We start from the raw sequence: 22252 nt of genomic DNA, 5'->3' as shown, positions 1-22252 counted from the left end.
TCTTCAATTAGGCTGACGGCTATGGCATTGCCGCGGTATCTGGCGATGATGGCAATGTGTGATTCCCCGAAGGAGATGTAATGGAGTTCGTCGAAAGGGCGCAGCCCGACAGAAGCGCTGCCAGCCAGCTCTTCGACGACGCCGGCCGAGCGCCGCTCGATGTTCTCAAGCGCGTCTACGGCTATTCCGCCTTTCGGGGCCGTCAGCAGGAAGTGGTCGAGCATGTGGCCGCCGGCGGTGACGCCGTCGTTCTCTTTCCAACCGGTGCCGGCAAGTCGCTCTGCTTTCAGATCCCCGCACTCTGCCGCACCGGCCTTGGCATCGTGGTTTCGCCGCTGATCGCGTTGATGCGCGATCAAGTGGAGGCGTTGAAGCAGCTCGGCGTCAATGCGGCGGCTCTCAATTCGTCGCTGACGCGTGAAGAGGCGGTTGCCGTGCGCCGGCAGATTTCTGACGGCACGCTTGATCTGCTCTACGTCACGCCCGAGCGCATCGTCACCGATGGCTTCGCCGACCTGATCGGCAAGGCCCGCATTGCGCTTTTCGCCATCGATGAGGCCCATTGCGTCTCGCAGTGGGGCCATGATTTCCGGCCGGAGTATCGCACGCTTGGCCTGCTCGCCGAGCGCTATCCCGGCGTGCCACGCATCGCGCTGACGGCAACGGCCGACCCGCATACCCGTGAGGATATCATCGAGCGGCTGTCGCTGCAGAGTGCCCAAGTCTTCACCACCAGCTTCGACCGGCCGAACATCGCCTATGAAATCGTCGAGCGCGACCAGCCGCGCCAGCAGTTGCTGCGGTTCCTGTCCCGTTTTCGCGGTTCGTCCGGCATCGTCTACTGCCTGTCGCGCGCCAAGGTTGAGGACACGGCGGAATGGCTGAACGGGCAGGGCATTCGCGCGCTACCCTATCACGCCGGCATGGACCGGACGTTGCGCGACGCCCATCAGGACGCGTTCCTGAAAGAGGAGAGCCTTTGCCTAGTCGCAACCGTCGCCTTCGGCATGGGCATCGACAAGCCGGATGTGCGCTATGTCGCCCATCTCGATCTGCCGGGATCGGTCGAGGCCTACTATCAGGAGACCGGCCGCGCCGGCCGCGATGGCCAGCCGTCCGAAGTCTGGATGGCCTATGGCATGGCCGACGTGCTGCAGCGCCGCCGGATGATCGACGAGGGCGGAGCGGCGGATGACATCAAGCGCATCGAGCGCGGCAAGCTCAACGCGCTTTTGGCGATCTGCGAGACGGCCGGCTGCCGCCGCCAGGCGATTCTCGCGCATTTCGGCGAGGCGCATCCCGGCCGTTGCGGCCATTGTGATACCTGCCTGAAGCCCGTGGAAACCTGGGACGGGACCGAGGCCGCGATCAAGGCGCTTGCCGCCGTCTACCGCACCGGTGAGCGCTTCGGCACCGGCCATGTCGTCGATGTGCTGATGGGGACCGTCAACGAAAAGACCGAGCGTTTCGGCCATGTCGACATGCCGGTCTTCGGCGCCGGCAAGGATCTGCCGGCCCGCACCTGGCAGTCGGTGTTTCGGCAATTGCTGGCGGCCGGTCTTGTCAGCGTCGATCATACGGCCTTCGGCGCAATCAAACTCGAGCCGGAGGCGCGCGCCGTGTTCAAGCGCGAGCGCCAGGTGCTGTTTCGCAAGGATCGCCCGCAGACGGGCAAGGCGGCGCGGCAGGCAAAATCCGGCAGCCAACGCGAGCGCGCCGACCTTGCCGGCTCCGATCTCGAACTGTTCGAACTGCTGCGCGCCGAGCGCTTCACCATCGCCAAGGACCTGAACGTGCCGCCCTATGTCGTCTTCCCGGACGCAACGCTGATCGCGCTTGCCAAGGAGCGCCCGCGCGGCTTCGACGAACTGCTCGACATTCCGGGCATCGGCGAAAGCAAACGCGAGCGCTACGGCGAGGCGTTTCTGGCCGTGATCGACGGGTATCTGGAGGGGTGAGTCTGCACGTCTGACCGAGACGCTGCGCTGTCATGCGTGCTCTTTCTCGGAAGAAGTTGAGTCACTCGCGCCGCCGACGCGGCGCGATAGATGGTGCTTGATGGGAGCTTCGATCTTCGACCACTCAAAAGCTGGAGTGGCCGAAGCAATCTGTCTCGCACCGCTGAGCGCGCGACAGAAAATGTCCGTAAAGCCGGCTCGCCATGCAATGCCCTGTCGTTTTCCCTTGTGATCGCGGCCGAGGCCCCTCGGTCCGCTGGAATTTGCTGCAACGGGAAAGCTGTCGTGGTACTCGTCTGGCACGAAACGTCCTTTTCACAGCGAAAGCGGCCCGCCATGACCTCAGCCTTCTTGTCCCACCTTCGTTCCGAACTCGACGGCCTGAAGTCATCAGGGCTCTACAAGTCGGAGCGGGTGATCGTGTCGAAGCAGGCGGGCGAGATCGAGGTTGCCTCTGGCGAGCGGGTGCTGAACTTCTGCGCCAACAACTACCTCGGCCTTGCCGACAACGAAGAACTGGCCGAGGCCGGCAAAAAGGCGCTCGACCGTTATGGCTACGGCATGGCGTCGGTGCGCTTCATCTGCGGCACGCAGGAAGAGCACAAGCAACTCGAGGCGCGCATCTCCTCCTTCCTCGGCATGGAAGACACGATCCTCTATTCCTCCTGTTTCGATGCCAATGGCGGCCTGTTCGAGGCGCTGCTCGGCGAAGAGGATGCGATCATCTCCGACGCGCTGAACCATGCCTCGATCATCGACGGCGTTCGCCTCTCCAAGGCCAAGCGCTTCCGCTATGCCAACAACGACATGGCAGCGCTCGAGCAAGAGCTGAAGAAGGCCGAAGGCAGCCGCTTCAAGCTGATCGCCACCGACGGTGTCTTCTCGATGGACGGCATCATCGCCAATCTGCAGGGCGTGTGCGACCTCGCCGAGAAGTACGGCGCCATGGTCATGGTCGATGACAGCCACGCGGTTGGTTTCGTCGGCAAAAACGGCCGTGGCTCGGCCGAACATTGCCGTGTCGAAGGCCGCGTCGACATCATCACCGGCACGCTCGGCAAGGCGCTCGGCGGCGCCTCGGGCGGTTACACCTCTGGCAAGGCCGAGGTCGTCGACTGGCTGCGCCAGCGCTCGCGGCCCTACCTGTTCTCCAACACGCTGGCGCCGGTGATCGCGGCTGCCTCGCTCAAGGTGTTCGACCTGATCGAGAACGGCGATGCGCTGCGGGCGCGACTGTCGGCCAATGCGACGCTGTTTCGCACGGAGATGTCGAAGCTCGGCTTCACGCTTGCCGGCGAAGGCCATCCGATCATCCCGGTGATGCTGGGCGATGCGGCGCTGGCGCAGGAGATGGCCGCACGCATGCTCAAGAAGGGCGTCTACGTCATCGGCTTCTCCTTCCCGGTGGTGCCGAAGGGGCAGGCGCGCATCCGCACGCAGATGTCGGCCGCCCACAGCGATGAGGACGTGCGCCGCGCGATCGCCGCATTCGAAGAGGTCGGCCGCGACCTCGGTGTTATCTGAGGGAGGGGTCCATGACGAACATGATGAAGGCGCTGGTCAAGACGAAGCCCGAGGTCGGGCTTTGGATGGAGCGGGTGCCGGTGCCGGAGGTCGGACCGAACGACGTTCTGATCAAGGTGAAGAAATCGGCCATCTGCGGCACCGACGTGCACATCTGGAACTGGGACCAATGGGCCCAAAAAACCATTCCGGTGCCGATGGTCGTCGGCCATGAATTCATGGGCGAGATCGCCGAGGTTGGCTCGGCCGTCACCAAGTATCACGTCGGCGAGCGCGTCTCGGGCGAAGGCCACATCGTTTGCGGCAAATGCCGCAATTGTCGCGCCGGCCGCGGCCACCTTTGCCGCAACACGCTCGGCGTCGGCGTCAACCGGCCGGGCTCGTTCGGCGAATTCGTCTGCCTGCCGGAATACAATGTCGTGCCGATCCCCGACGATGTGCCGGACGAGATCGCCGCGATCTTCGATCCCTTCGGCAATGCCGTGCACACCGCACTCTCCTTCGACCTCGTCGGCGAGGATGTGCTGGTGACCGGCGCCGGACCGATCGGCATCATGGGCGCGCTCGTTGCCAAGCGCTCGGGTGCGCGCAAGGTGGTCATCACCGACATCAATCCGACGCGGCTGGCGCTCGCCAAAAGCGTCGGCATCGACTATGTGGTCGATGCCTCCAAGGAAAACCTCGCCGACGTGATGAAATCGATCGGCATGACCGAGGGTTTCGACGTCGGGCTTGAGATGTCGGGTGCGGCACCGGCTTTCCGCGACATGATCGACAAGATGAACAATGGCGGCAAGATCGCCATTCTCGGCATTGCGCCTGCCGGTTTCGAGATCGACTGGAACAAGGTCATCTTCAAGATGCTCAACCTGAAAGGCATCTACGGTCGCGAGATGTTCGAAACCTGGTACAAGATGATCGCCTTCGTCCAGGGCGGGCTTGATCTTTCGCCCGTCATCACCCATCGCATCGGCATCGACGAGTTCCGCGACGGCTTCGAGGCCATGCGCTCCGGCAACTCCGGCAAGGTGGTGATGGACTGGTAAGACCGGGCGCTTCGGCGCGGTGTCGCAACCCAAAAGGCCGCGCGTTCCATGGATGCGCGGCTTTTTCGTCAGTTGGCAAGGCCGAACTGGATCTCGATCTCGTGGTAGCGGGCTCCCGGGCCTGCCCAGCGGTGATAGATCTCGCGGCTCTCGCCGGAGAAATTGTGCCTGCTCATCTCGATCTTTGCCACCAGCGGCGCATAGCCCTGGGTGAACAAGCTGCGCATCGGCCCCTGATGCAGGGTGGACGCCACCATGATCGGCTCGAGCTCGATCATATCCAGTGCCCCACGATAGCCGCCGTCGCCTTCCACCGGGCGGCAGATGCGCCAGTCGAACAGGGTGTTGGCATTGTTGGGCAGGTTCTGTGCAATAAAGATCCACGGCCCAGCGGGTTTGAGCCCCGCCCGTTCGATTTCCGCGTCGATCTTCGGCGCCAACTCGGCGGCCGCATGCCTGACGTCGGCAAGGGTGATCCTGCGCGTCACGCCGATGACGCGCATCGCGTCTGTTTCCTTGATGTTCATCCGGGCCTCCGTTCGTGGACAAAAAGTCATTCGAGATCGGGTCGCAGGCAAGCGAAAACCCGGAATAATGTTGCGAACTCACAGGCGAAGTCCGGCATTTCAGGAATTGTTTTGCGTCTTGGCAGCCGGCGTCCGCTCCGGCTTGTTCGCCGACTTCTGCGCACTATCTTTGCCGACAGTCGCGGGTGATTGCGATCAACGGTTGTGACGGCCAAAGGAACCAGTGCATGCGTTACGAGGGAAGTTGCCATTGTGGGAAGATTGCTTTCGAGGTCGAGGGAGACTTCGCCGAGGCGATCGATTGCAATTGTTCGATGTGCCGCCGGCGCGGCGGATTGCTGGCCTTCGTTGCGCGCGACAGCCTGAGCCTGAAGACACCGAGGGCCGATCTTTCGACCTATGAATTCAACAGGCATGTCATCAAGCATCATTTTTGCGCCCATTGCGGCATCGCGCCTTTCGGCGAGGGGGACGGCCCCAACGGGCCGATGGCGGCCGTCAACCTGCGCTGCCTGCCGGAGTTCGACATCGAGGCGGTGAAGATCGTCAAATACGACGGGCTATCGGTGTAACTGGCGTAGAGGGTATAGCTATGGTTGCGCGATCCGCGAGGGCGCAATTTGGCCTTGCCGATAAACAGCATCGACCCTTGTCTTTCTACGGGCAGCGCCTACATGTTCAGCGGAAGCTGATAAACACCAAAAACCGTGAACTGAGGCGATTTTTGTCGAATCGGGCGGTTTTTCAGCGGAAATGCTTGACGGGATCGAAAATTCTGGGAATCACCATTTCCAAGCAAGAAATGGCGAAATGACACGGCGGTTAGGATATCATGCCAGTAGTGCTTCAGTGGCAGGACTGTCGAAGCTTGCCCGCTTTGCCACGATCGCTATCGTGGTTAATCAGGAATTAAACATCATCCCGTTACGTCAGGGGAAATGATTCGGTGGCGGGTGCGCGGCGCACCCGGACCTTCGAGCGGCATTTGCACCGGGCTCACGCCGGTTGCGACAAGGAAAGCGACGAACTAAATGGCAACCAAAGTCAAAGAAAACGAAGAAGCTGACGTTGAACGCGAAGGCGCTCCGGACGGCCCGCTTCTCGATCTTTCCGATGACGCTGTCAAGAAGATGATCAAGGCCGCCAAGAAGCGCGGCTATGTGACGATGGACGAGTTGAACTCCGTCCTGCCGTCCGAAGAAGTCACCTCCGAGCAGATCGAAGACACGATGGCGATGCTCTCCGACATGGGCATCAACGTCATCGAAGACGAGGAAGCTGAGGAAGCCGCCGGCGGCAGCAGCGACGACGAAAGCAGCGACGACGACAACGACGGCGAAGGCGGCGAACTGGCCACCTCCGGCGGCACGGCGCTTGCGGCGACGAAGAAGAAGGAGCCGACCGACAGGACCGACGACCCGGTGCGCATGTATCTGCGCGAAATGGGTTCGGTCGAGCTTCTGTCGCGCGAAGGCGAAATCGCGATTGCCAAGCGCATCGAGGCTGGCCGCGAGACGATGATCGCCGGCCTCTGTGAGAGCCCGTTGACATTCCAGGCGCTGATCATCTGGCGCGACGAACTCAACGAAGGCCAGACGCTGCTGCGCGAGATTATCGATCTCGAAACCACCTATTCCGGTCCCGAGGCAAAGGCTGCTCCGCAGTTCCAGAGCCCGGAAAAGATCGAGGCCGACCGCAAGGCCGCCGAGGAAAAGGAAAAGACCCGCAAGGTTCGCGCCGCCAACGACGACGACATCACCAATGTCGGCGGCGACGTCATGCCGGCCGAGGAGGAAGAGGAAGACGACGACGAGTCGAACCTCTCGCTCGCCGCCATGGAAGCGGAACTGCGCCCGCAGGTCATGGAAACCCTCGACATCATCGCCGAGACCTACAAGAAGCTGCGCAAATTGCAGGACCAGCAGGTGGAAGCCCGCCTCGCTGCCACCGGCACGCTGTCGCCGGCCCAGGAGCGCCGCTACAAGGAGCTCAAGGACGAGCTGATCAAGGCGGTCAAGTCGCTGTCGCTCAACCAGAACCGCGTCGACAGCCTCGTCGAGCAGCTCTACGACATCTCCAAGCGCCTGATGCAGAACGAGGGTCGCCTGCTGCGCCTTGCCGAATCCTACGGCGTCAAGCGTGACTCGTTCCTCGAGCAGTATTCCGGTGCCGAGCTCGATCCGAACTGGATGAAGTCGATCAGCAACCTGGCCGGCAAGGGCTGGAAGGAATTCGCCAAGAGCGAAAACCAGACGATCCGCGACATCCGTCAGGAAATCCAGAACCTTGCGACCGAAACCGGCATCTCGATCGCCGAGTTTCGCCGTATCGTCTCGATGGTGCAGAAGGGCGAGCGCGAAGCGCGCATCGCCAAGAAGGAAATGGTCGAAGCCAACCTGCGCCTCGTCATCTCCATCGCCAAGAAGTACACCAACCGCGGTCTGCAGTTCCTCGATCTCATTCAGGAAGGCAACATCGGCCTGATGAAGGCGGTCGACAAGTTCGAATACCGCCGCGGCTACAAGTTCTCGACCTATGCGACCTGGTGGATCCGTCAGGCGATCACCCGCTCGATCGCCGACCAGGCACGCACGATCCGCATTCCGGTGCACATGATCGAAACGATCAACAAGATCGTTCGCACGTCGCGCCAGATGCTGCACGAAATCGGTCGCGAGCCGACGCCGGAAGAACTGGCCGAGAAGCTCGCCATGCCGCTCGAAAAGGTCCGCAAGGTCCTCAAGATCGCCAAGGAGCCGATCTCGCTCGAAACCCCGGTGGGCGACGAAGAGGATTCGCATCTCGGCGATTTCATCGAGGACAAGAACGCGCTTCTGCCGATCGACGCCGCCATCCAGGCGAACCTGCGCGAAACGACGACCCGTGTTCTGGCTTCGCTGACGCCGCGCGAAGAGCGCGTCCTGCGCATGCGCTTCGGCATCGGCATGAACACCGACCATACGCTCGAAGAAGTCGGCCAGCAGTTCTCGGTTACCCGCGAACGTATCCGTCAGATCGAAGCGAAGGCGCTGCGCAAGCTCAAGCACCCGAGCCGCTCGCGCAAGCTGCGCAGCTTCCTCGACAGCTAAGGCGGCAGCCTTGCAGAATAAATGGCCGGGCAGATTGCCCGGCTTTTTCGTTTGTGCCTACGCCTTTGTGATTTCTTGTGAGGCCCTCGACCCGGGACTATACTCGCGCCTTTGGAGCAATTGGGGCACCCCGTCTAGGACGCGGGAGCAGTCGCACCGCGGGCGTGAAGCGTGCCTCGTTGGAGGTGTGAGATGACCACTTATGTCGTGCTCCTCAATTGGACAGAGCAGGGCGTGAAGAATGTGCGCGAGTCTCCAAAGAGGCTCGACGCGGCAAAGCAGGTGCTTTCCGACATGGGCGGCTCCTTCAAGCATTTCTTTTTGACCATGGGCGAATACGACATGGTGGCCATCTGCGAGGCGCCCGATGATGCGGTTGCTGCGCGTTTCGCGTTGACGCTCGGTATGGCCGGCAATGTGCGCACGAAAACGCTCAAGGCATTTCCCGAAGCGGCCTATCGTGAACTGATCGCCTCGCTCGGGTAGGCCAAGCCGAAGCGATGGTCCCAGGGCTGCGCTATTGCGCGGGCTCGACATGCCGCCTGTCACGATGACGCGACAGGCGGCTGCCGTTTACGGCGCCCCGTTTCCGGAGAGGATGCGGGCCGCACCGCGCATGGCGTCGCGAAAGGCGCCGGCAAGCGCGATGGCGAAGACGCATGCCCTCGCCATTTTGCTTCTGGCGGGCTTCAGTCGGCTGACGGCACGGGGCAACTGAGGTCGCCTTCCTCGCAGCTCAGATAGGTCTTGAAGTCCTTGACACGGTTCTGCGTCAAGCCATCCCGGCATTGAGCGACGATCATCGGATAGGCAGAGCCGTCCGCCACACCGGAACCGGAAAAACTGCACTCCGCATCGCGGAAGGCGATCCATGCCTTTTGTGCCGCAACCAGCAGCTTGGTCTTGTCCTGGTCGTCCTTCAGGCGTGCCTCGATCTGCTTGTAAAGGGTGTTGAGCTCGGTGTCGGAGGCCTTGAGCGCTTTGTCGGCGCATTCGTTCATCGTTGCCTGGTCGCTGGCATTGGCACAATCGTCGGCCCATGCGGCCGGCGCCAAGCCGGTCAACCCGACAAAGGTTGCAAACGTCAAAGCAGGAAATCGCATCTCTTCGCTCTCCTCGTTTCGCGCGTGCCGCCGTCGGCATTCCCGCGTTCCCGCGTGACCTTCGAAAACCTGCGGAATACCGGCGCGGCTGCCGTGCCCCAGCGCGCCGAGAATAGGTCAATCCTGAAACTTCAGATAGCAGAATCTTGAGAGATACACGCCACGCCCGCGATCACTCGCATTCGATTCAAAACCGATCCTTAACGTTTACGTTTTATCAATCTCTCGGAAACGAGAGGTTCGAAGATGCGTTGCGTTTTTGTCGTCGTCCTCCTGTTGCTGGCCGGTTGCGCAACGGTGCCGAGAGACACCCGGAACGCATGCGCGGTTTTCGAGCAGCGAGATGGCCTTTTCAACAATTGGCGCCGCGCCGCCTATCAGGCGGAGCGCGAATATGGCGTGCCCGTTCCGGTGCTGATGGCGACGATCTATACGGAATCCGGCTTCCGCCATAATGCCAAGCCGCCGCGGACCAAGCTGTTCGGCTTCATTCCCTGGACGCGGGTGTCGTCGGCCTACGGCTATTCGCAGGCGCTCGACGGCACCTGGGCGCGCTACCAGAGCGAAACCGGCCGCTGGACGGCGCGGCGCTCCGATTTCGCCGACGCCATCCGCTTCATCGCCTGGTATCACCGCGAAAGCGGCCAGCGAAACGGTATCGCCCTCAACGACACCTATCGGCTCTACATCGCCTACTATCACGGCCATGCCGGCTATGCCCGCGGCAATTGGAGCGACACGGCCAAGAACGGCGCCAAGCGCGCCGCCGGCATGGCATCGCTCTACAGCCGCCAGCTCAACGGCTGCGGCAGCTGATGTAACATCAGCGCAGGTTGGCATGGGCTCAGCCGGCAGCTGCCTTTTCAAGCCCGGCGACGTCGATCTTGACCATACCCATCATCGCCTGCTGGGCGCGGCCGGCGCGCGCCGGATCGGGATCGCTCAGGTGACGCATCAGCGCATCGGGGATGATCTGCCAGGCAAGGCCGAAACGGTCCTTCAGCCAGCCGCAATGCTGCGGCGTGCCGCCGTCGAGCAGCCGTTCCCAGTAATAATCGACCTCCGCCTGATCGGCGCAGCGCACGAAGAACGAGACGGCTTCGGAAAATTTGAAATGCGGCCCGCCATTGAGCCCCATGAACGCCTGTCCCTCGAGTTCGAACGAGGCGGTGAAGGCTTTGCCGTCCGGCCCCTTCTTGATGTCGGTGACGCGGGCATTGCGGAAGATGGAAGTGTAGAAGTGGATGGCGTCTTCGAGCTGGTTGTCGAACCAGAGAAAGGGCGTGATCTTCTGCATGACGGTTTCTCCTTTGGGTGATGGTCAGTCCCAAGGACGAACGGAGGGCGGGCTTGCCGACAGGCGGTCAGGATTTTTTCGCAAAGCCGTGCGATGGGGCGCTCTTTTGCCGCGACGGGCCGTCCGGGAACGGCGGCGAGGGCACCACAACACGCATCATCCGGAAAATTCGCAGGCACTGTCGGAACCTTTCCATCCCGTTCGTCCTTTGGTGGTTGAAGCAACCGAGGAGGATATCGACATGAGTTACGTGGATGGTTTCATCGTTGCCGTGCCCAAGGCCAACATCGAGGCCTACAAGAACATGGCGAGGGAGGCGGGCGACGTGTGGATGGAGCATGGTGCGCTCTCCTATGCGGAATGCCTCGGCGACGACGTGCCCTATGGCGAGGTGACGTCCTTTCCCCGCGCTGTGCAGGCCAAGGAAGACGAGACCGTGGTCTTTTCCTGGATCACCTACAAGTCGCGCGCCGACCGCGACGCGATCGTCGCCAAGGTGATGGCGGATCCGCGGCTGCAGGGCGATGCCTGGAAGAATGTGTTCGACGGCAAGCGCATGATCTATGGCGGCTTCGAGGCCTTTCTTGAGAAATAGCCGTAGAACCTGGCAGAGCGCTTGGGCTTGACTTGGGGCGGCTTTTGCCGACCCGTTGGGGAGGAGGTGCGCGTTTTGCCGCCGCCAGCCGAGGAGACGCGACGCCGATGCCGCAGACCACGATCGTCATTTCCACCCGCGGACAGGGGCTCTACGAGTTCACCGACGAGGCAGCCGAGTTCGTCCGCGCCAACGGCACGGGCGAGGGGCTTTTGACCGTGTTTGTGCGCCATACCTCCTGCTCGCTGATAATCCAGGAGAACGCCGACCCCGACGTGAAGCGTGACCTCAGCGAATTCTTCGGCCGGCTGGTGCCGCCATCCTCCGACCCGTCGATGCGCTGGGTGGTTCACACGCAGGAGGGACCGGACGACATGCCGGCCCATATCAAGGCGGCGCTGACGCAGGTATCGATCGGCATCCCGGTCAATGCGGGGCGAATGGCGCTCGGCACCTGGCAAGGGCTCTATCTCTTCGAACATCGCGACCGGCCGCACCGCCGCGAGATCGTGCTGCACCTTGGCCCCTGACATCCACCGATTGTGCTCTTGATCGCGGCCGCGCCTTGAAGGGCGCGGTCTGCCTTCCATATTCGTTAGGGGAGGGGGCGCGGAAGTGAATTTGCCCGCGCGTCGTCCGAAAGGCATGGCCGAACCCGCAATCAGCATCTGAGGCAGATATGACCGACGCGCAGACCATTGCCAGCCGCTTTATCGACGCATTGAACGACCGCGATTTCGACGCACTGGCGCGGCTGGTCGATGAGGATGTGGCGCTTGATTCGGTGACCGGCCAGCGCACCGTCGGCGTCGGGCCGTTGCGGGCAAGCGTCATGACCTATCTCCGGCATTTCGACGAAACCTACGGGGATGTCGTGCTGATGCGCGACAATTTCGGCCAGCGGATCGCTGCCGACCTGACGGCGCGCGGCACTTACCGCGAGACGCTGGAAGGGTTCCCCGCTGCCTCCGGCCAGAGCTATTCGATCCCGAGCGTCTTCGTGATCGAGATCGAGGATCAGTCGATCACCCGCATCAGCCACTATCGCAACATGCGCGCCTTCGAAGCCGAACTTTCCGGCTGAGCGACATCGACGCACCAAGGCCGCCCCAAAGAATCGTGTTGGTTCTGCCCCCGCTTGTCGCGCTCAGAGCCGCAATCCTGTGGTCCATCCGATCCGCTACAGCGCGTCGCGATCCTAAGGATTCGCTTGTTGCGCTTTAAGCTCTTGTTTTTGCGCATGTCGTTGTCGCAAAACCGCTGCGCACTTTTGCGCGACATGCTCTAGTTCACTGATATTGCTGTCGAATGTCAGCATTGCGCTTGCCGGCCGCGCGCCGCTGCGCCTCTCTCAAAAGTCGAACGAATCTTTTGCCTCGCGCCCGTTTTCGTCAGGTGCCCGCAACCTGAACCCTGCATGAATGTGCAGTTCCGCTAGCGTTCAGTTTCGCGCCGCTATTGTCCGATCAATCGCTTGGGACGGTGATTGCACATTGACCCCTTCAAGCCCTCGGAGAATGACCATGAAGAATATCCTCATCAACGCTGCCGCCGCCGTCGTCATCGGTTTGACCGGCCTCGTCGGTGCCGCCTCCACCGCTTCGGCAGAAACGATCGAATTCGGCTTCGGCCCGCGCGGCGGCGTCGATGTCCAGTATCGTGACTACGATCGCGATTTCGACCGTGGTTACGACGACGAGCGTGACTGGGGTCGTGACCACCGCGGTCGTGATCGCCACTGGGATGGTGGCCGCCGCAGCCGCTGCGCCCCCTGGATGGCCGTCGACAAGGCCCGTGACCATGGCCTGCGCCGCGCCTATGTCGCCGACGTCTCGCACCGCCGCATCGTCGTTGAAGGCAGCCGCCGCGGCTACCGCCAGACGATCGCCTTCGCCAACGTTCGCGGTTGCCCCGTTATCGGTCGTTGGTAAGCGATCGGCCGCTGGTAATCCAAGCCTTTTCCGTCCTGTCTCCCCCGGCCGGCGGAAATGCACCCCTCACGCCCCAGGCGTGAGGGGTTTTTCTTTGCCTGAATGAGGCGCGTAGGAACGTATCTGGCGGCTTGTCGACGTCCGCATCCCGCATGCGGTTGCGCGGACGTCGCTGAAGACTGCGGGTGACATGTATCGAGAGACGGCGCGAGACGGGGAAGAGGCGGCCCTGCCGTCGGTCGCCTTTGCTGCATAGCTCCTCAAATCGGAATCGATTTGAGGAGCTATGCAGCAAGTTTAAAGTGTTACAGCGTCCTTTGCGCGCCATATTTGACGCGCGGCGCTGTAAGCCGGACACAAAAGAGCCCCGCGCGGCTGCAACCGCGCGGGGCTTTTTGTTCGTCCAATGCCTGTCTGAGCCGAGTGCAGTGTCAGGCAGGTCCGGTACCGCAAAGCCCGCCCACGATGTCGGCAGGCGGGCGCGACCACAAGCGGTTACTGCTTGATCGCGAAGGTGACGTTGACCGTGACGTTGTAGCTGTTTTCGCCGGTTGCCATCGGCACGCTATCGGCTGCGTATTCCTTGGCCATGCCGGCGCGCATCATCGGAACCGGCTCCGGACGGAAACCCTGCTCGGTGATGTTGACGATGTTGCCGAGCGAGACGCCGGCAGCCTCCGCCAGCACCTTGGCTTTCTCGATGGCGTCGGCAACGGCGGCCTTGCGCGCTTCGGTGATCGCGCCTTCCGGCTTGTCGTTGGTGAACTGGATGCCGCCGCCCTGGTTGACGCCGAGCGTTACCGACTTGTCGACGATCTCGCCGAGCTTGGCGAGGTCGCGCACGCGCACGCTGACGCCGTTGGCCACCTGGTAGCCGATCAGCTCCGGCGGGCGATTGCCGCCGTCATTGTTGGTCGGGTAGTTGTATTGCGGGTTGACCGAAAAGCCACTCGTCTGCAGGTCGCGCTCGGCAATGCCGCCATCCTTGAGTGCCGCCAGAACCTCGGCCATCGTCTTGTTGTTGGCGTCGAGCGCCTCGCGCGCGGTCTTGGCGTCCTTGACGACGCTCAGCTGCAGGATCGCCATGTCAGGCGCGATCGACGAGCGACCTTCGCCGGCAACGGTGATGATCGCTTCGCGCTCCTTGGCGGCATCCTGCGCGTGTGCGCCGGCAGCGGCAATACCCGCAAAGGCAGCGGCAAAGGCAACGATGGAAAGCGTGCGGGCAGTGCGTGTGGAAGTCATGGGTCGTGTCTCTCCGGTTGTTTCTGTCCCTGCTGCTTTCATGCTTATCGATTGTGTGGGCATTGCGGCAATGACTTGTCGTCAAAAAGGTTTTCAGCTAGAGCCATTGCCGATCACGAACTGCCATTGGTTCGCGATGCCCGGATCTTCGATCCGGCGTGGGCCTGTAGCTCAATGGTTAGAGCCGGCGGCTCATAACCGCTTGGTTGGGGGTTCGAGTCCCTCCGGGCCCACCAGTCTGCCCATTGACATTGATTTTGCTAGGTTTTTGGCTGTTTTTGCCCCACATTTGGTGGGGTAGCCGATTTAAGACACTCTCAAGCGTTTTCGTTGCTATCCTCTGCGTAGATTTTCTTCAGCCGGCCCTCGTTGTGATTTTTGCTCACCGCGTAAAAAAGGCCCGCCAAAGGCGGGCCAAATCGCTGGGGGAGTAACCGAGCGGGGGATTCAAATTTACTGATCCCAAACCAGCTAAGAACTCGCTCGCTTTCCGGAAGCGGCCAGTGCTAGCCCGGCGAGCACGAGTCCCACACCTGCTGCGAACATCAGGCCCAATCTGTCACCGAAGAGAAACGCGCTGGCGCTGATGCCGGATACGGGCTGGAGATATTGGACGCTCGCCGCAACACGCGCCGGGACAACTTTCAGAAGATAAAGCCATAGGATCAGCCCCATCACAGTGACCACAACGCCGAGATAGGTGATGGCCACCAGAGCTTGGGCTGTGATGTGGATGCTCTGCTGGCTCATTTCCCAGCCCGCGAGCGGCATAACCGTCAAAAGCCCGACGAGCATGTTCCATGCCGCGATAGGCATCAGGCCGTATTTCTCTGTCAGCTCCGCGCTCCAGATGTAATAGATCGCGATGCCCATCGCCGAGATCAGCATCAGGATGACGCCGGAGGTCGTTGTTCTTGACATGTCGTCAACACCCGGTCCGCTGCCGACCGCCACTAGGGCGATCCCGACGAATGCAGCCAACAGGCCGCTCCATTGCAGCGGCGTTACCGATTGTTTGAAGCGGATGGCCGCCAGAATGACCATAAACAATGGAATGGTCGCCGAGAGGATCGTTGCGACGGACGCCGATGTGCCTTGGACGCCAAACGACTGGGCAACGTTGCCCAGTGTGATACCCATGACACCCAAGCCTATAATGCCGGGAATTGCTCTTCTAGGAACCCGGAGTTCGCGTCGGGCCAGGAACATCATGAGCGGCACAGCTACCATGAAGCGGAGTGCGGTGAACGTCATTGGAGGAATGCTGCCAAGGCCGAGCTTCGTGATCGGTATCGAAAGCCCCCACATCAGTGCCAGAAGGAACATAGCCCCTACGCTCTTGGTTGAGAGCGAACCTGCTGGAGCGAGCGGTCCAGGGATAACGGCTGTATCGAAAGAATTCTGGGACATCTTTGATCGCCTTAGAATTGGCACGTACGTGAGATTGTGCCATCCATAAGGCGAGCGATGTCCGTTCGACAAACCATTTGTTCTCACAGGATGCGTGATGTGAGTTCACGCATGTAATTATGGCCGCCCATCTTCCACCGCTTCAGACACTTCGAGCCTTTGAAGCAACTGGTCGACGGTTGAGTATGACGCTTGCTGCACAGGAGCTTCATCTCACCCACGGCGCGGTGAGCCGTCAGATAAAGGCACTGGAAGATTACCTGGGGGTGCCCCTCTTTCGCCGTCTGACGCGTAGGATCGAGCTGACGGAAGCGGGTCAGTCCTATTTCAGCACTGTCACCCGTCTTCTTTCCGAGTTGATGCGAGAATCGGAAGAATTGCGTCGCAAGAACGACGCATCCCGTCTCGTCGTAAACTGCAGCGTCTCCTTCGCCAGCAAGTGGTTGACGTCACGACTGCATCGCCTAATGGCCGACGCACCTGAACTCGATGTCCATCTGGAGGTCACCGATGCGGCCGTCGATTTCACCACGAGCCATGTCGATGTCGCGCTGCGTTACGGCGACGGCCGCTATGTTTACGCGGCGGCGGAGCGCATCATGAACGAGACGGTGTCTCCTGTGTGTTCCCACGAGTATCACGAAAGGATGGGCGGGATTCATGCGCCAGGCGACCTGGTGAAATGCCAACTCATTCACGAGATCGGGATGAACACGACATGGGAGCGGTGGTTCGCGATGATGGAACTACCTTATCCAGGCATGCGCGGGCCTGGGTACAGCCATGGGAGCATGTCCATTGAGGCCGCAATTCGAGGGGCGGGCGTCGCGCTCGGACGAAGTGTTCTTGTCGCGGAAGACCTTGCCGCTGGACGTCTGGTATCACTATTTCCCGAGGCAAAACTCGAGGTGGAGTGGGGTTACGATCTGATCTACCGAGTCGGCAATCAAGATCACCCCAAGGTCCGTGCTTTTCGAACCTGGATTCTGAAAGAGGTGCGAGAATTCATGCGCAGTATGCGGGGCTGAAATGTCCGCAAATTTCAGAACGCTCCGAGTGAGTTGCGTGGGACACAGGCGGCAAAATACATAACAACATTAAAGGTTCCAAAAATGTCCCACATTTTTTGAACCTATTGATGTAACTGCCTTTTCAGAATTCCTCCGGGCCCACCATCTATTTCTGGCGCGCCATGAACGTCTGAACTGGCCGCCATCAACGTCTGAACTCTTTGGACAAGAAAAGACCGCGGCGAGCTACAGCCAGATGCCACTTCGCGCCAACAGCCGTCATCGCGGCAGAATGTTCTGGTTCATGTGGAAAAGATTGTGTGGATCATAAGCGCGTTTGACCATCTGGAGCCTTGCGTAGGTTTCAGCACCGAAAGCGTCACGGACAAGATTTTCGCCCTCTCCGAGTCCGGGAAAGTTCAGATACAGGCGACCGGTGGAATAGAGTTGCATGTCCCGCCAGACGTCGCGAACCCAACCGATGTTGGCTTCGTCATCTGCCGGATCGGACCAGATCGCATCGAGGCTGAGCATGAAGGGCATGGAGCGATCGCCAAAAGCGGTGGCATCGGCTGCAACGCGCTGCACCGCTCCGCCGAATTTCCAGATTGAGGCAAGGGTCATCTCGGACGGTCGCGTCGCCACACGCCTGGTAATCTCCGCGACAACACCGTTGTCAAGGCCCGCAAGGTAGGTCGATTTCCAGTAGCAGCGATCGCGGCCCTTAGGGAACATCTCGTCGTAGATGCTCTGGAGCGCGCGATATGACATTCGGCCACTGAAATCGAGCAGCGGTTCGCCAAGGCTGCGCAGAGGCTGTGTGACACGCTCACCCACTTCTGCCGGGCCATCATACACCGTCGCGAGCGTCACCACGCGCTTGCCCCATGTAGGCTCCGGATAGGCCGGATCACCAGGGATGGTCGAGAACTCGGCGAGACCGCTGATCTCGTCCGGTGCCGTGGCCATGTAGTCACGCCATTTCGGAAGGATGTCGTTGGCGCGCTCTTCGGGATAGGCGGGCGCGCAGAATATCAGCTCTTCTGCGACCGGATGTAGCCGAAATTCAAAGTTCACGACGATACCGAAGTTGCCGCCACCACCCTTCAGGGCCCAAAGCAGGTCGGCGTTTTCCGTCTCGCTCGCATGGATCAGGTCACCATCGGCGGTAACCACGTCGGCGGCGACGAGATTGTCGCAGCTAAGACCGTGGGTACCCCGCAGCCAGCCGATGCCGCCCGACAAGGTGAGCCCCGCGACACCCGTCATCGAAATCAGTCCGCCGGGCGTGGCGCGTCCGAAAGGCGTCGTTGCGGCATCGACGTCGCCCCAGGTGGCTCCACCTTCGACATACGCCCGGTCAAGTCCAGGCGTGATGTGGACAGCATTCATCGCGGACATGTCGATCATCAACCCTCCATCGCTGACGGCATAGCCTGCAACATTATGTCCGCCACTACGAACCGCGATCGCGAGCCGATGGGCGCGAGCGTAATTTACCGATGCCGCCACGTCGGCGGCATTCCGGCATCTGGCAATCAATTCCGGCCGCCTGTCGATCATTCCGTTCCATACGATCCGTGCGGCGTCGTAGGCGGGACTTCCGGGTTCGAGAAGATCGCCGCGTAGCTGACTTCGTAGCGCGTCATGGGGCACGACATAGTCTCCCTTCTGGAGCAGGAGCCTAGCGCCACCCGGCGTTGGGTACTAAAGTCAAAATTGCTGAAAGGCGGTCATTTCTGCCATGCCCGGACAAGACAGTCGCATCTCTGTCGCCATTCTCGCAGTGCCGGAGGTCACTGCCTCCGCATTGCATGGCATGTTTGACCTGTTCTCGTCAGTGGGGCGGGATTGGCCGTTCATCGTAAAAGGGGAGGCTGGCGAGCAGCGCATGCATCCCTACATCGTCGCTCGTTCATGCGATGGTTTCCACGCCGCGAATGGCATCTGGGTGAAGCCTGATTATGATTTCAACGGCAGCCCGCAACCTGACATCGTGTGCATTCCCGATTTCTTCGTCAATCCCGGCGAAAGCGTTGCCGGAAGATATGAAGCCGAAGCAAGATGGCTGAAGCGCACCCATGAGGGCGGCGCGATGCTGGCCAGCGCCTGTTCGGGTGCGGTATTGCTCGGGGAAGCCGGGTTTCTCACCAATTGCGAAGCGACGATCCACTGGGGCTATGTCGCGACGCTCATCAACAACTATCCGGGCGTCAGGGTCAGACTGGATCGGTCTCTCGTGCTGAGCGGCGAGGGGCAGCGCATCGTCATGGCGGGAGGCGGATCGAGCTGGCATGACCTCGCACTTTATCTGATCGCACGGTCTGTCGGACTGAAGGAAGCGACGGAGGTGGCGAAAGTCTACATGCTGCAGTGGCATGACATGGGACAGCAGCCATTTGCATCGCTCATGACCTTCCGGCAGACGAACGACGCAGCGATCAACCGATGCCAGCAGTGGCTTTCGATGAACTACAAGACCCACGCCCCGGTCGCGGCGATGGTGGCCCTTTCCGGCCTGCCCGAACGCTCGTTCATACGTCGTTTCGCCAAGGCATCGGGCATGACACCCCTCAACTATGTACATGCGCTCCGGCTCGAGGAATCCAAGCAGATGCTCGAAAGCACCGATCAGCCGATCGAAGCCATAGCCAACGAAATGGGCTATGAGGACGCGAGCTTCTTCGGTCGTCTGTTCCGCCGTGAGACGGGCCTGACACCGGGCAATTATCGCCTACGTTTTGGCTCCTTGCGCAGGGCACTAAAGCATAATTAGGGAGACATGCGTCGAAGCTGGTCGTTCTATGTCAAGCGCGTAGCTGCTTTGCGCCGGCCAGAAGCAGTCCTCACGCCTATCGCCTCATTCATCGATTGTCTGGTGGCAGTTGCTACCAAATTGCACGTGAAAGCAGAGATCAGGAGGCCTCTGAATGGGAAGGATTTGCCGAGCGAGCAGGTGAAGATCACCCAGCAGACGGCAAGTTGATTTTTGGTGATGCCCAGTTCAGAGGTTTGTGGCGTGCAACAGCCTTTCTTCTTCGCTTGAAGGCAGCACTGGTGCGGCGTAACCTCCTCCAATGCCGGACGACGACGAACCAATCGCGGTTTCTGCCGGACCCCAAAGGAAGCTGGCAGTGATCCTTGCGGCTGATGTCGCAGGATATAGCCGGTTGATGGAGAGCGACGAGGAGGACACCCACGAGCGGCTGCAGAAGTTGCTAGGCGATGTCGTCCGGCCAGCGGTGGAAATCCACAGAGGACGAATCTTCAAGACCGCTGGGGACGGCCTTCTCGTGGAGTTTGCGAGCGCCATCGAAGCGGTGCGCTGTGCCGTTGACGTCCAGCGAGCGACGGCCGAGTGGAACAAGGATGTTGCCGAAGACCGCCGCCTGACTTTCCGCATTGGGATCAACCTTGGGGATATCCTGGCTGACCAGGAAGATATATTCGGTGACGGAGTCAATATCGCCGCCCGGCTCGAGGCCATGGCCGAGCCGGGCGGCGTGCTTATAAGTCACAGCGTTCATGAGCACGTTGATCGCAAGCTCCCGGTACGCTTTGTCGATCAGGGCGAGTGTCTGCTGAAGAACATTACCCGCCCCATCCGGGTTTTCCGGGTGGGCTGGGAAAGTACCCGCGGACACCCGGCTTCGTTCGGAGGGGAGGACAGCGGCCCAGGTGCCGTGCCGACACTGCCGCAGGTGGCTTCGATTGCCGTGCTGCCGTTCGCCACCCTGAGCAACGATGCGGAGCAGGATTACTTTGCTGACGGCCTCGCGGAAGACCTGATCACCGATCTTTCCAAAGTCGATGGCCTGTTGGTGATCGCTCGCCATTCGAGTTTCGCCTACCGGGATCGGTTGATGGACTTGCGCATGATCGCAAGGGAGCTGGGGGTTCGCTATCTTATCGAGGGAAGCGTGCGGAGGGCGGCAGCGCGCGTTCGCATCAATGCGCAACTTATCGACGCCTCCAATGCCAGCTGTCTTTGGGCTGAACGTCTGGACCGAGACCTCGCGGACATCTTCAGCCTGCAGGACGAAGTTGTTGGCAAGGTGATCAACGCTCTTTCCCACGCCCTGCCGTCGGCAAAACCCCTTCCGAGGCGCAGGGTCATCGATCTCGAGGCTTACGACCTGTTCGTTCGCGGGCGCGCGCTCGCGACGCAATCGCTTCGGGAAACGAGGGCGGCTCGTCCGCTCCTAGCCAGGGCCATCGAAATCGATCCGGGCTTTGCAGGGGCGCATGCCTGGCTCGCGATGAGCCACCATTTCGATGCGTTGTACTATCGCGAACCCGTGGACGAACACCGCGTTGCCGCCTGCACCGCCGCCTCGAAAGCCGTCGAGATTGATCCTGAAAACGCCGACGCGCATATCGTGCTTGGCTACCTGCGTGCCTATGAGGGCGAATTCGAAGCGGGGTTGGCCGAGTTTGAGCAGGGGCTTCGCCTCAATCCCAATCACTCTGCGGGTTGGGCCCACCTTGCCGATCTCAGGGTGTTCGAGGGACGGGCAATCGAGGCCGTCGAAAGCGCCGAAAATAGTTTTCGCCTCAATCCCTATCCTCCGGGCGACCACTACTCGTTCCTCGGCTGGGCCCAGTATGCTGCTGGTCGTTATCAGGATGCCGTCGAGACGCTCAGCCATCCCCAGGCGGGTGGACCCGGCTCAAAACGCAATCTCGCCGCCGCGCTTGCGCAACTGGAGCGGATCGCGGACGCGCGCAAGGCGGGGAGCGAGTTCCTTTCGGAATTTCCGGATTTCTCGGCGCGACAGTGGGGAAGGACGCAGCCATTCCGTAACGATGCCGACCGTCAGCATTTTATCGATGGATACATCAAGGCAGGTCTGCCGGAATGAGGATGCGGCCTGTCCGGGTGACAATTCGCGTCCCGCGCGTTCGTCGCCGAGACTTTCAGTGTTATGAAGTGCGCCAGCGACCAAGGGGGCCACATGAGCGACGATAACATCATCAAGTTTGAACGACGAAAACCAAAGCGGGAGCCAAGGTCAGTTAGTCCAGGGCAGAGGAAAGCACTTACCTGGCTCGCGGTGATAGCCGGGTTGACCCTCGTGTGGGCGTATTACCAGTTCATTGCACCGCCGAGCCTGTAATGAGAGCAGGTTAGGCGCAGGTAAGTCCTGACAGCATCTCCGAGATGTGCAGTGGGGGAACCGTCGGCAGGGTACTCCGACGAGAACGGCGGTCCGGAAACACATGCCGCGCCGTTTGAAGTGGCTCAACCAAGGCATGGTTATGGGCATCCAACCCACTGCCAATGTTAAGCTGATCTGCAGCTCAAGCATCGACGAAATCCGAACCCTTTCGCACATGCTTGGAATGATTGGCTGGATGAACACTGTCAATGTGAACGTGCCGGTCAGACTGCGGCCCAAAAAAACGCCCGCCGGAGCGGGCAGTTTTGGAGTGGGCGCATACGCTCAAACATGTTGCGCCTGGGAGCCAAGGTGCGTCACAGACGTCAACACTGGGTAAACAGCCGGCAGCCAGAAA

20 protein-coding genes and 1 tRNA gene are annotated in these 22252 nt (G+C 60.9%); 15 read left to right on the top strand and 6 right to left on the bottom strand.

All coding sequences use genetic code 11. The features are described from left to right. Positions 1 to 80 precede the first annotated feature (80 nt). The 3 genes from recQ to tdh all read left to right on the top strand — a co-directional run bounded on the left by recQ (position 81) and on the right by tdh (position 4528). Complete coding sequence (gene recQ / locus BC360_RS02785) at positions 81 to 1958, top strand: DNA helicase RecQ (RefSeq protein ID WP_065794140.1); 1878 nt, start codon at positions 81 to 83, stop codon at positions 1956 to 1958. 336 nt (positions 1959 to 2294) lie between these two features. Next, positions 2295 to 3482 carry a glycine C-acetyltransferase gene (locus BC360_RS02780; RefSeq protein WP_065794288.1) on the top strand — a complete coding sequence of 396 codons (1188 nt, stop codon included), beginning with the start codon at positions 2295 to 2297 and terminating at the stop codon, positions 3480 to 3482. 11 nt (positions 3483 to 3493) lie between these two features. Then, the gene (gene tdh / locus BC360_RS02775) at positions 3494 to 4528 is read left to right on the top strand and encodes an L-threonine 3-dehydrogenase (RefSeq protein WP_065794139.1); all 1035 of its coding nucleotides are present in this window, start codon (positions 3494 to 3496) and stop codon (positions 4526 to 4528) included. Positions 4529 to 4596: 68 nt separating this feature from the next. Here tdh and BC360_RS02770 read toward each other — a convergent pair whose 3' ends face one another. Then, positions 4597 to 5055 (bottom strand): GyrI-like domain-containing protein, encoded by a 459-nt coding sequence (locus BC360_RS02770; RefSeq protein WP_065794138.1) that lies wholly within the window; start codon positions 5053 to 5055, stop codon positions 4597 to 4599. Positions 5056 to 5282: 227 nt separating this feature from the next. Here BC360_RS02770 and BC360_RS02765 point away from each other — a divergent pair, with 227 nt between their 5' ends. The 3 genes from BC360_RS02765 to BC360_RS02755 all read left to right on the top strand — a co-directional run bounded on the left by BC360_RS02765 (position 5283) and on the right by BC360_RS02755 (position 8630). Further along, positions 5283 to 5627 carry a GFA family protein gene (locus BC360_RS02765; RefSeq protein ID WP_065794137.1) on the top strand — a complete coding sequence of 115 codons (345 nt, stop codon included), beginning with the start codon at positions 5283 to 5285 and terminating at the stop codon, positions 5625 to 5627. Positions 5628 to 6086: 459 nt separating this feature from the next. Further along, complete coding sequence (gene rpoD, locus BC360_RS02760) at positions 6087 to 8144, top strand: RNA polymerase sigma factor RpoD (RefSeq protein ID WP_053248270.1); 2058 nt, start codon at positions 6087 to 6089, stop codon at positions 8142 to 8144. Between the two features lie 192 nt (positions 8145 to 8336). After that, positions 8337 to 8630: a GYD domain-containing protein gene (locus BC360_RS02755; protein WP_065775058.1), complete on the top strand. Its 294-nt coding sequence runs from the start codon at positions 8337 to 8339 to the stop codon at positions 8628 to 8630. A gap of 203 nt (positions 8631 to 8833) precedes the next feature. On the opposite strand, the gene BC360_RS02750 is transcribed toward BC360_RS02755, so the two are convergent. After that, on the bottom strand, positions 8834 to 9247 hold the full coding sequence (locus tag BC360_RS02750) for a lysozyme inhibitor LprI family protein (RefSeq protein ID WP_065786447.1): 414 nt from the start codon (positions 9245 to 9247) through the stop codon (positions 8834 to 8836). 246 nt (positions 9248 to 9493) lie between these two features. Here BC360_RS02750 and BC360_RS02745 point away from each other — a divergent pair, with 246 nt between their 5' ends. Then, entirely contained in the window at positions 9494 to 10063 is a 570-nt protein-coding gene (locus BC360_RS02745) for a transglycosylase SLT domain-containing protein (RefSeq protein ID WP_065794136.1), read from the top strand. 28 nt (positions 10064 to 10091) lie between these two features. Here BC360_RS02745 and BC360_RS02740 read toward each other — a convergent pair whose 3' ends face one another. Beyond that, positions 10092 to 10544 carry a VOC family protein gene (locus BC360_RS02740; RefSeq protein ID WP_065786449.1) on the bottom strand — a complete coding sequence of 151 codons (453 nt, stop codon included), beginning with the start codon at positions 10542 to 10544 and terminating at the stop codon, positions 10092 to 10094. A gap of 241 nt (positions 10545 to 10785) precedes the next feature. On the opposite strand from BC360_RS02740, the gene BC360_RS02735 reads away from it, so the two are divergent. From BC360_RS02735 to BC360_RS02720, 4 genes are all read left to right on the top strand, one after another. Beyond that, positions 10786 to 11139 (top strand): DUF1428 domain-containing protein, encoded by a 354-nt coding sequence (locus tag BC360_RS02735; RefSeq protein ID WP_065787004.1) that lies wholly within the window; start codon positions 10786 to 10788, stop codon positions 11137 to 11139. A gap of 107 nt (positions 11140 to 11246) precedes the next feature. Then, the gene (locus BC360_RS02730) at positions 11247 to 11669 is read left to right on the top strand and encodes a secondary thiamine-phosphate synthase enzyme YjbQ (protein WP_065786450.1); all 423 of its coding nucleotides are present in this window, start codon (positions 11247 to 11249) and stop codon (positions 11667 to 11669) included. A 149-nt stretch (positions 11670 to 11818) separates the two neighbouring features. Next, positions 11819 to 12223, top strand: coding sequence for a ketosteroid isomerase-related protein (locus tag BC360_RS02725; protein WP_065786451.1), 405 nt, complete (start codon positions 11819 to 11821; stop codon positions 12221 to 12223). A gap of 439 nt (positions 12224 to 12662) precedes the next feature. Then, positions 12663 to 13070 carry a hypothetical protein gene (locus tag BC360_RS02720; RefSeq protein WP_065786452.1) on the top strand — a complete coding sequence of 136 codons (408 nt, stop codon included), beginning with the start codon at positions 12663 to 12665 and terminating at the stop codon, positions 13068 to 13070. A gap of 495 nt (positions 13071 to 13565) precedes the next feature. Here BC360_RS02720 and BC360_RS02715 read toward each other — a convergent pair whose 3' ends face one another. After that, on the bottom strand, positions 13566 to 14315 hold the full coding sequence (locus BC360_RS02715; RefSeq protein WP_065786453.1) for an SIMPL domain-containing protein: 750 nt from the start codon (positions 14313 to 14315) through the stop codon (positions 13566 to 13568). A 160-nt stretch (positions 14316 to 14475) separates the two neighbouring features. Between BC360_RS02715 and BC360_RS02710 the strand changes: the two genes are divergently transcribed. Then, positions 14476 to 14551: transfer RNA gene (locus tag BC360_RS02710), tRNA-Ile, on the top strand. A gap of 235 nt (positions 14552 to 14786) precedes the next feature. Here BC360_RS02710 and BC360_RS02705 read toward each other — a convergent pair. Beyond that, on the bottom strand, positions 14787 to 15641 hold the full coding sequence (locus BC360_RS02705) for a DMT family transporter (protein WP_065794287.1): 855 nt from the start codon (positions 15639 to 15641) through the stop codon (positions 14787 to 14789). Between the two features lie 203 nt (positions 15642 to 15844). Between BC360_RS02705 and gcvA the strand changes: the two genes are divergently transcribed. Next, a complete protein-coding gene (gene gcvA / locus BC360_RS02700) occupies positions 15845 to 16753 on the top strand; it encodes a transcriptional regulator GcvA (RefSeq protein ID WP_065786552.1) in 909 nt (302 codons plus the stop codon). Positions 16754 to 17014: 261 nt separating this feature from the next. Here the strand turns inward: gcvA and BC360_RS02695 are convergent, their stop codons facing one another. Beyond that, complete coding sequence (locus BC360_RS02695) at positions 17015 to 18391, bottom strand: FAD-binding oxidoreductase (protein ID WP_244512654.1); 1377 nt, start codon at positions 18389 to 18391, stop codon at positions 17015 to 17017. Positions 18392 to 18479: 88 nt separating this feature from the next. Between BC360_RS02695 and BC360_RS02690 the strand changes: the two genes are divergently transcribed. Together BC360_RS02690 and BC360_RS02680 are read left to right on the top strand one after the other, a co-directional pair. After that, on the top strand, positions 18480 to 19511 hold the full coding sequence (locus BC360_RS02690) for a GlxA family transcriptional regulator (protein WP_065794134.1): 1032 nt from the start codon (positions 18480 to 18482) through the stop codon (positions 19509 to 19511). 301 nt (positions 19512 to 19812) lie between these two features. Further along, positions 19813 to 21597, top strand: a complete 1785-nt coding sequence (locus BC360_RS02680) for an adenylate/guanylate cyclase domain-containing protein (protein WP_065794132.1) — start codon at positions 19813 to 19815, stop codon at positions 21595 to 21597. Positions 21598 to 22252: the final 655 nt, after the last annotated feature.

Origin of the sequence: Ensifer sp. LC163 (assembly GCF_001695855.1) — a bacterium.
Lineage (GTDB): Bacteria > Pseudomonadota > Alphaproteobacteria > Rhizobiales > Rhizobiaceae > Ensifer.
The sequence above is the reverse complement of the archived record's forward strand: the minus strand, read 5'-3'. Positions and strand labels throughout refer to the sequence as shown.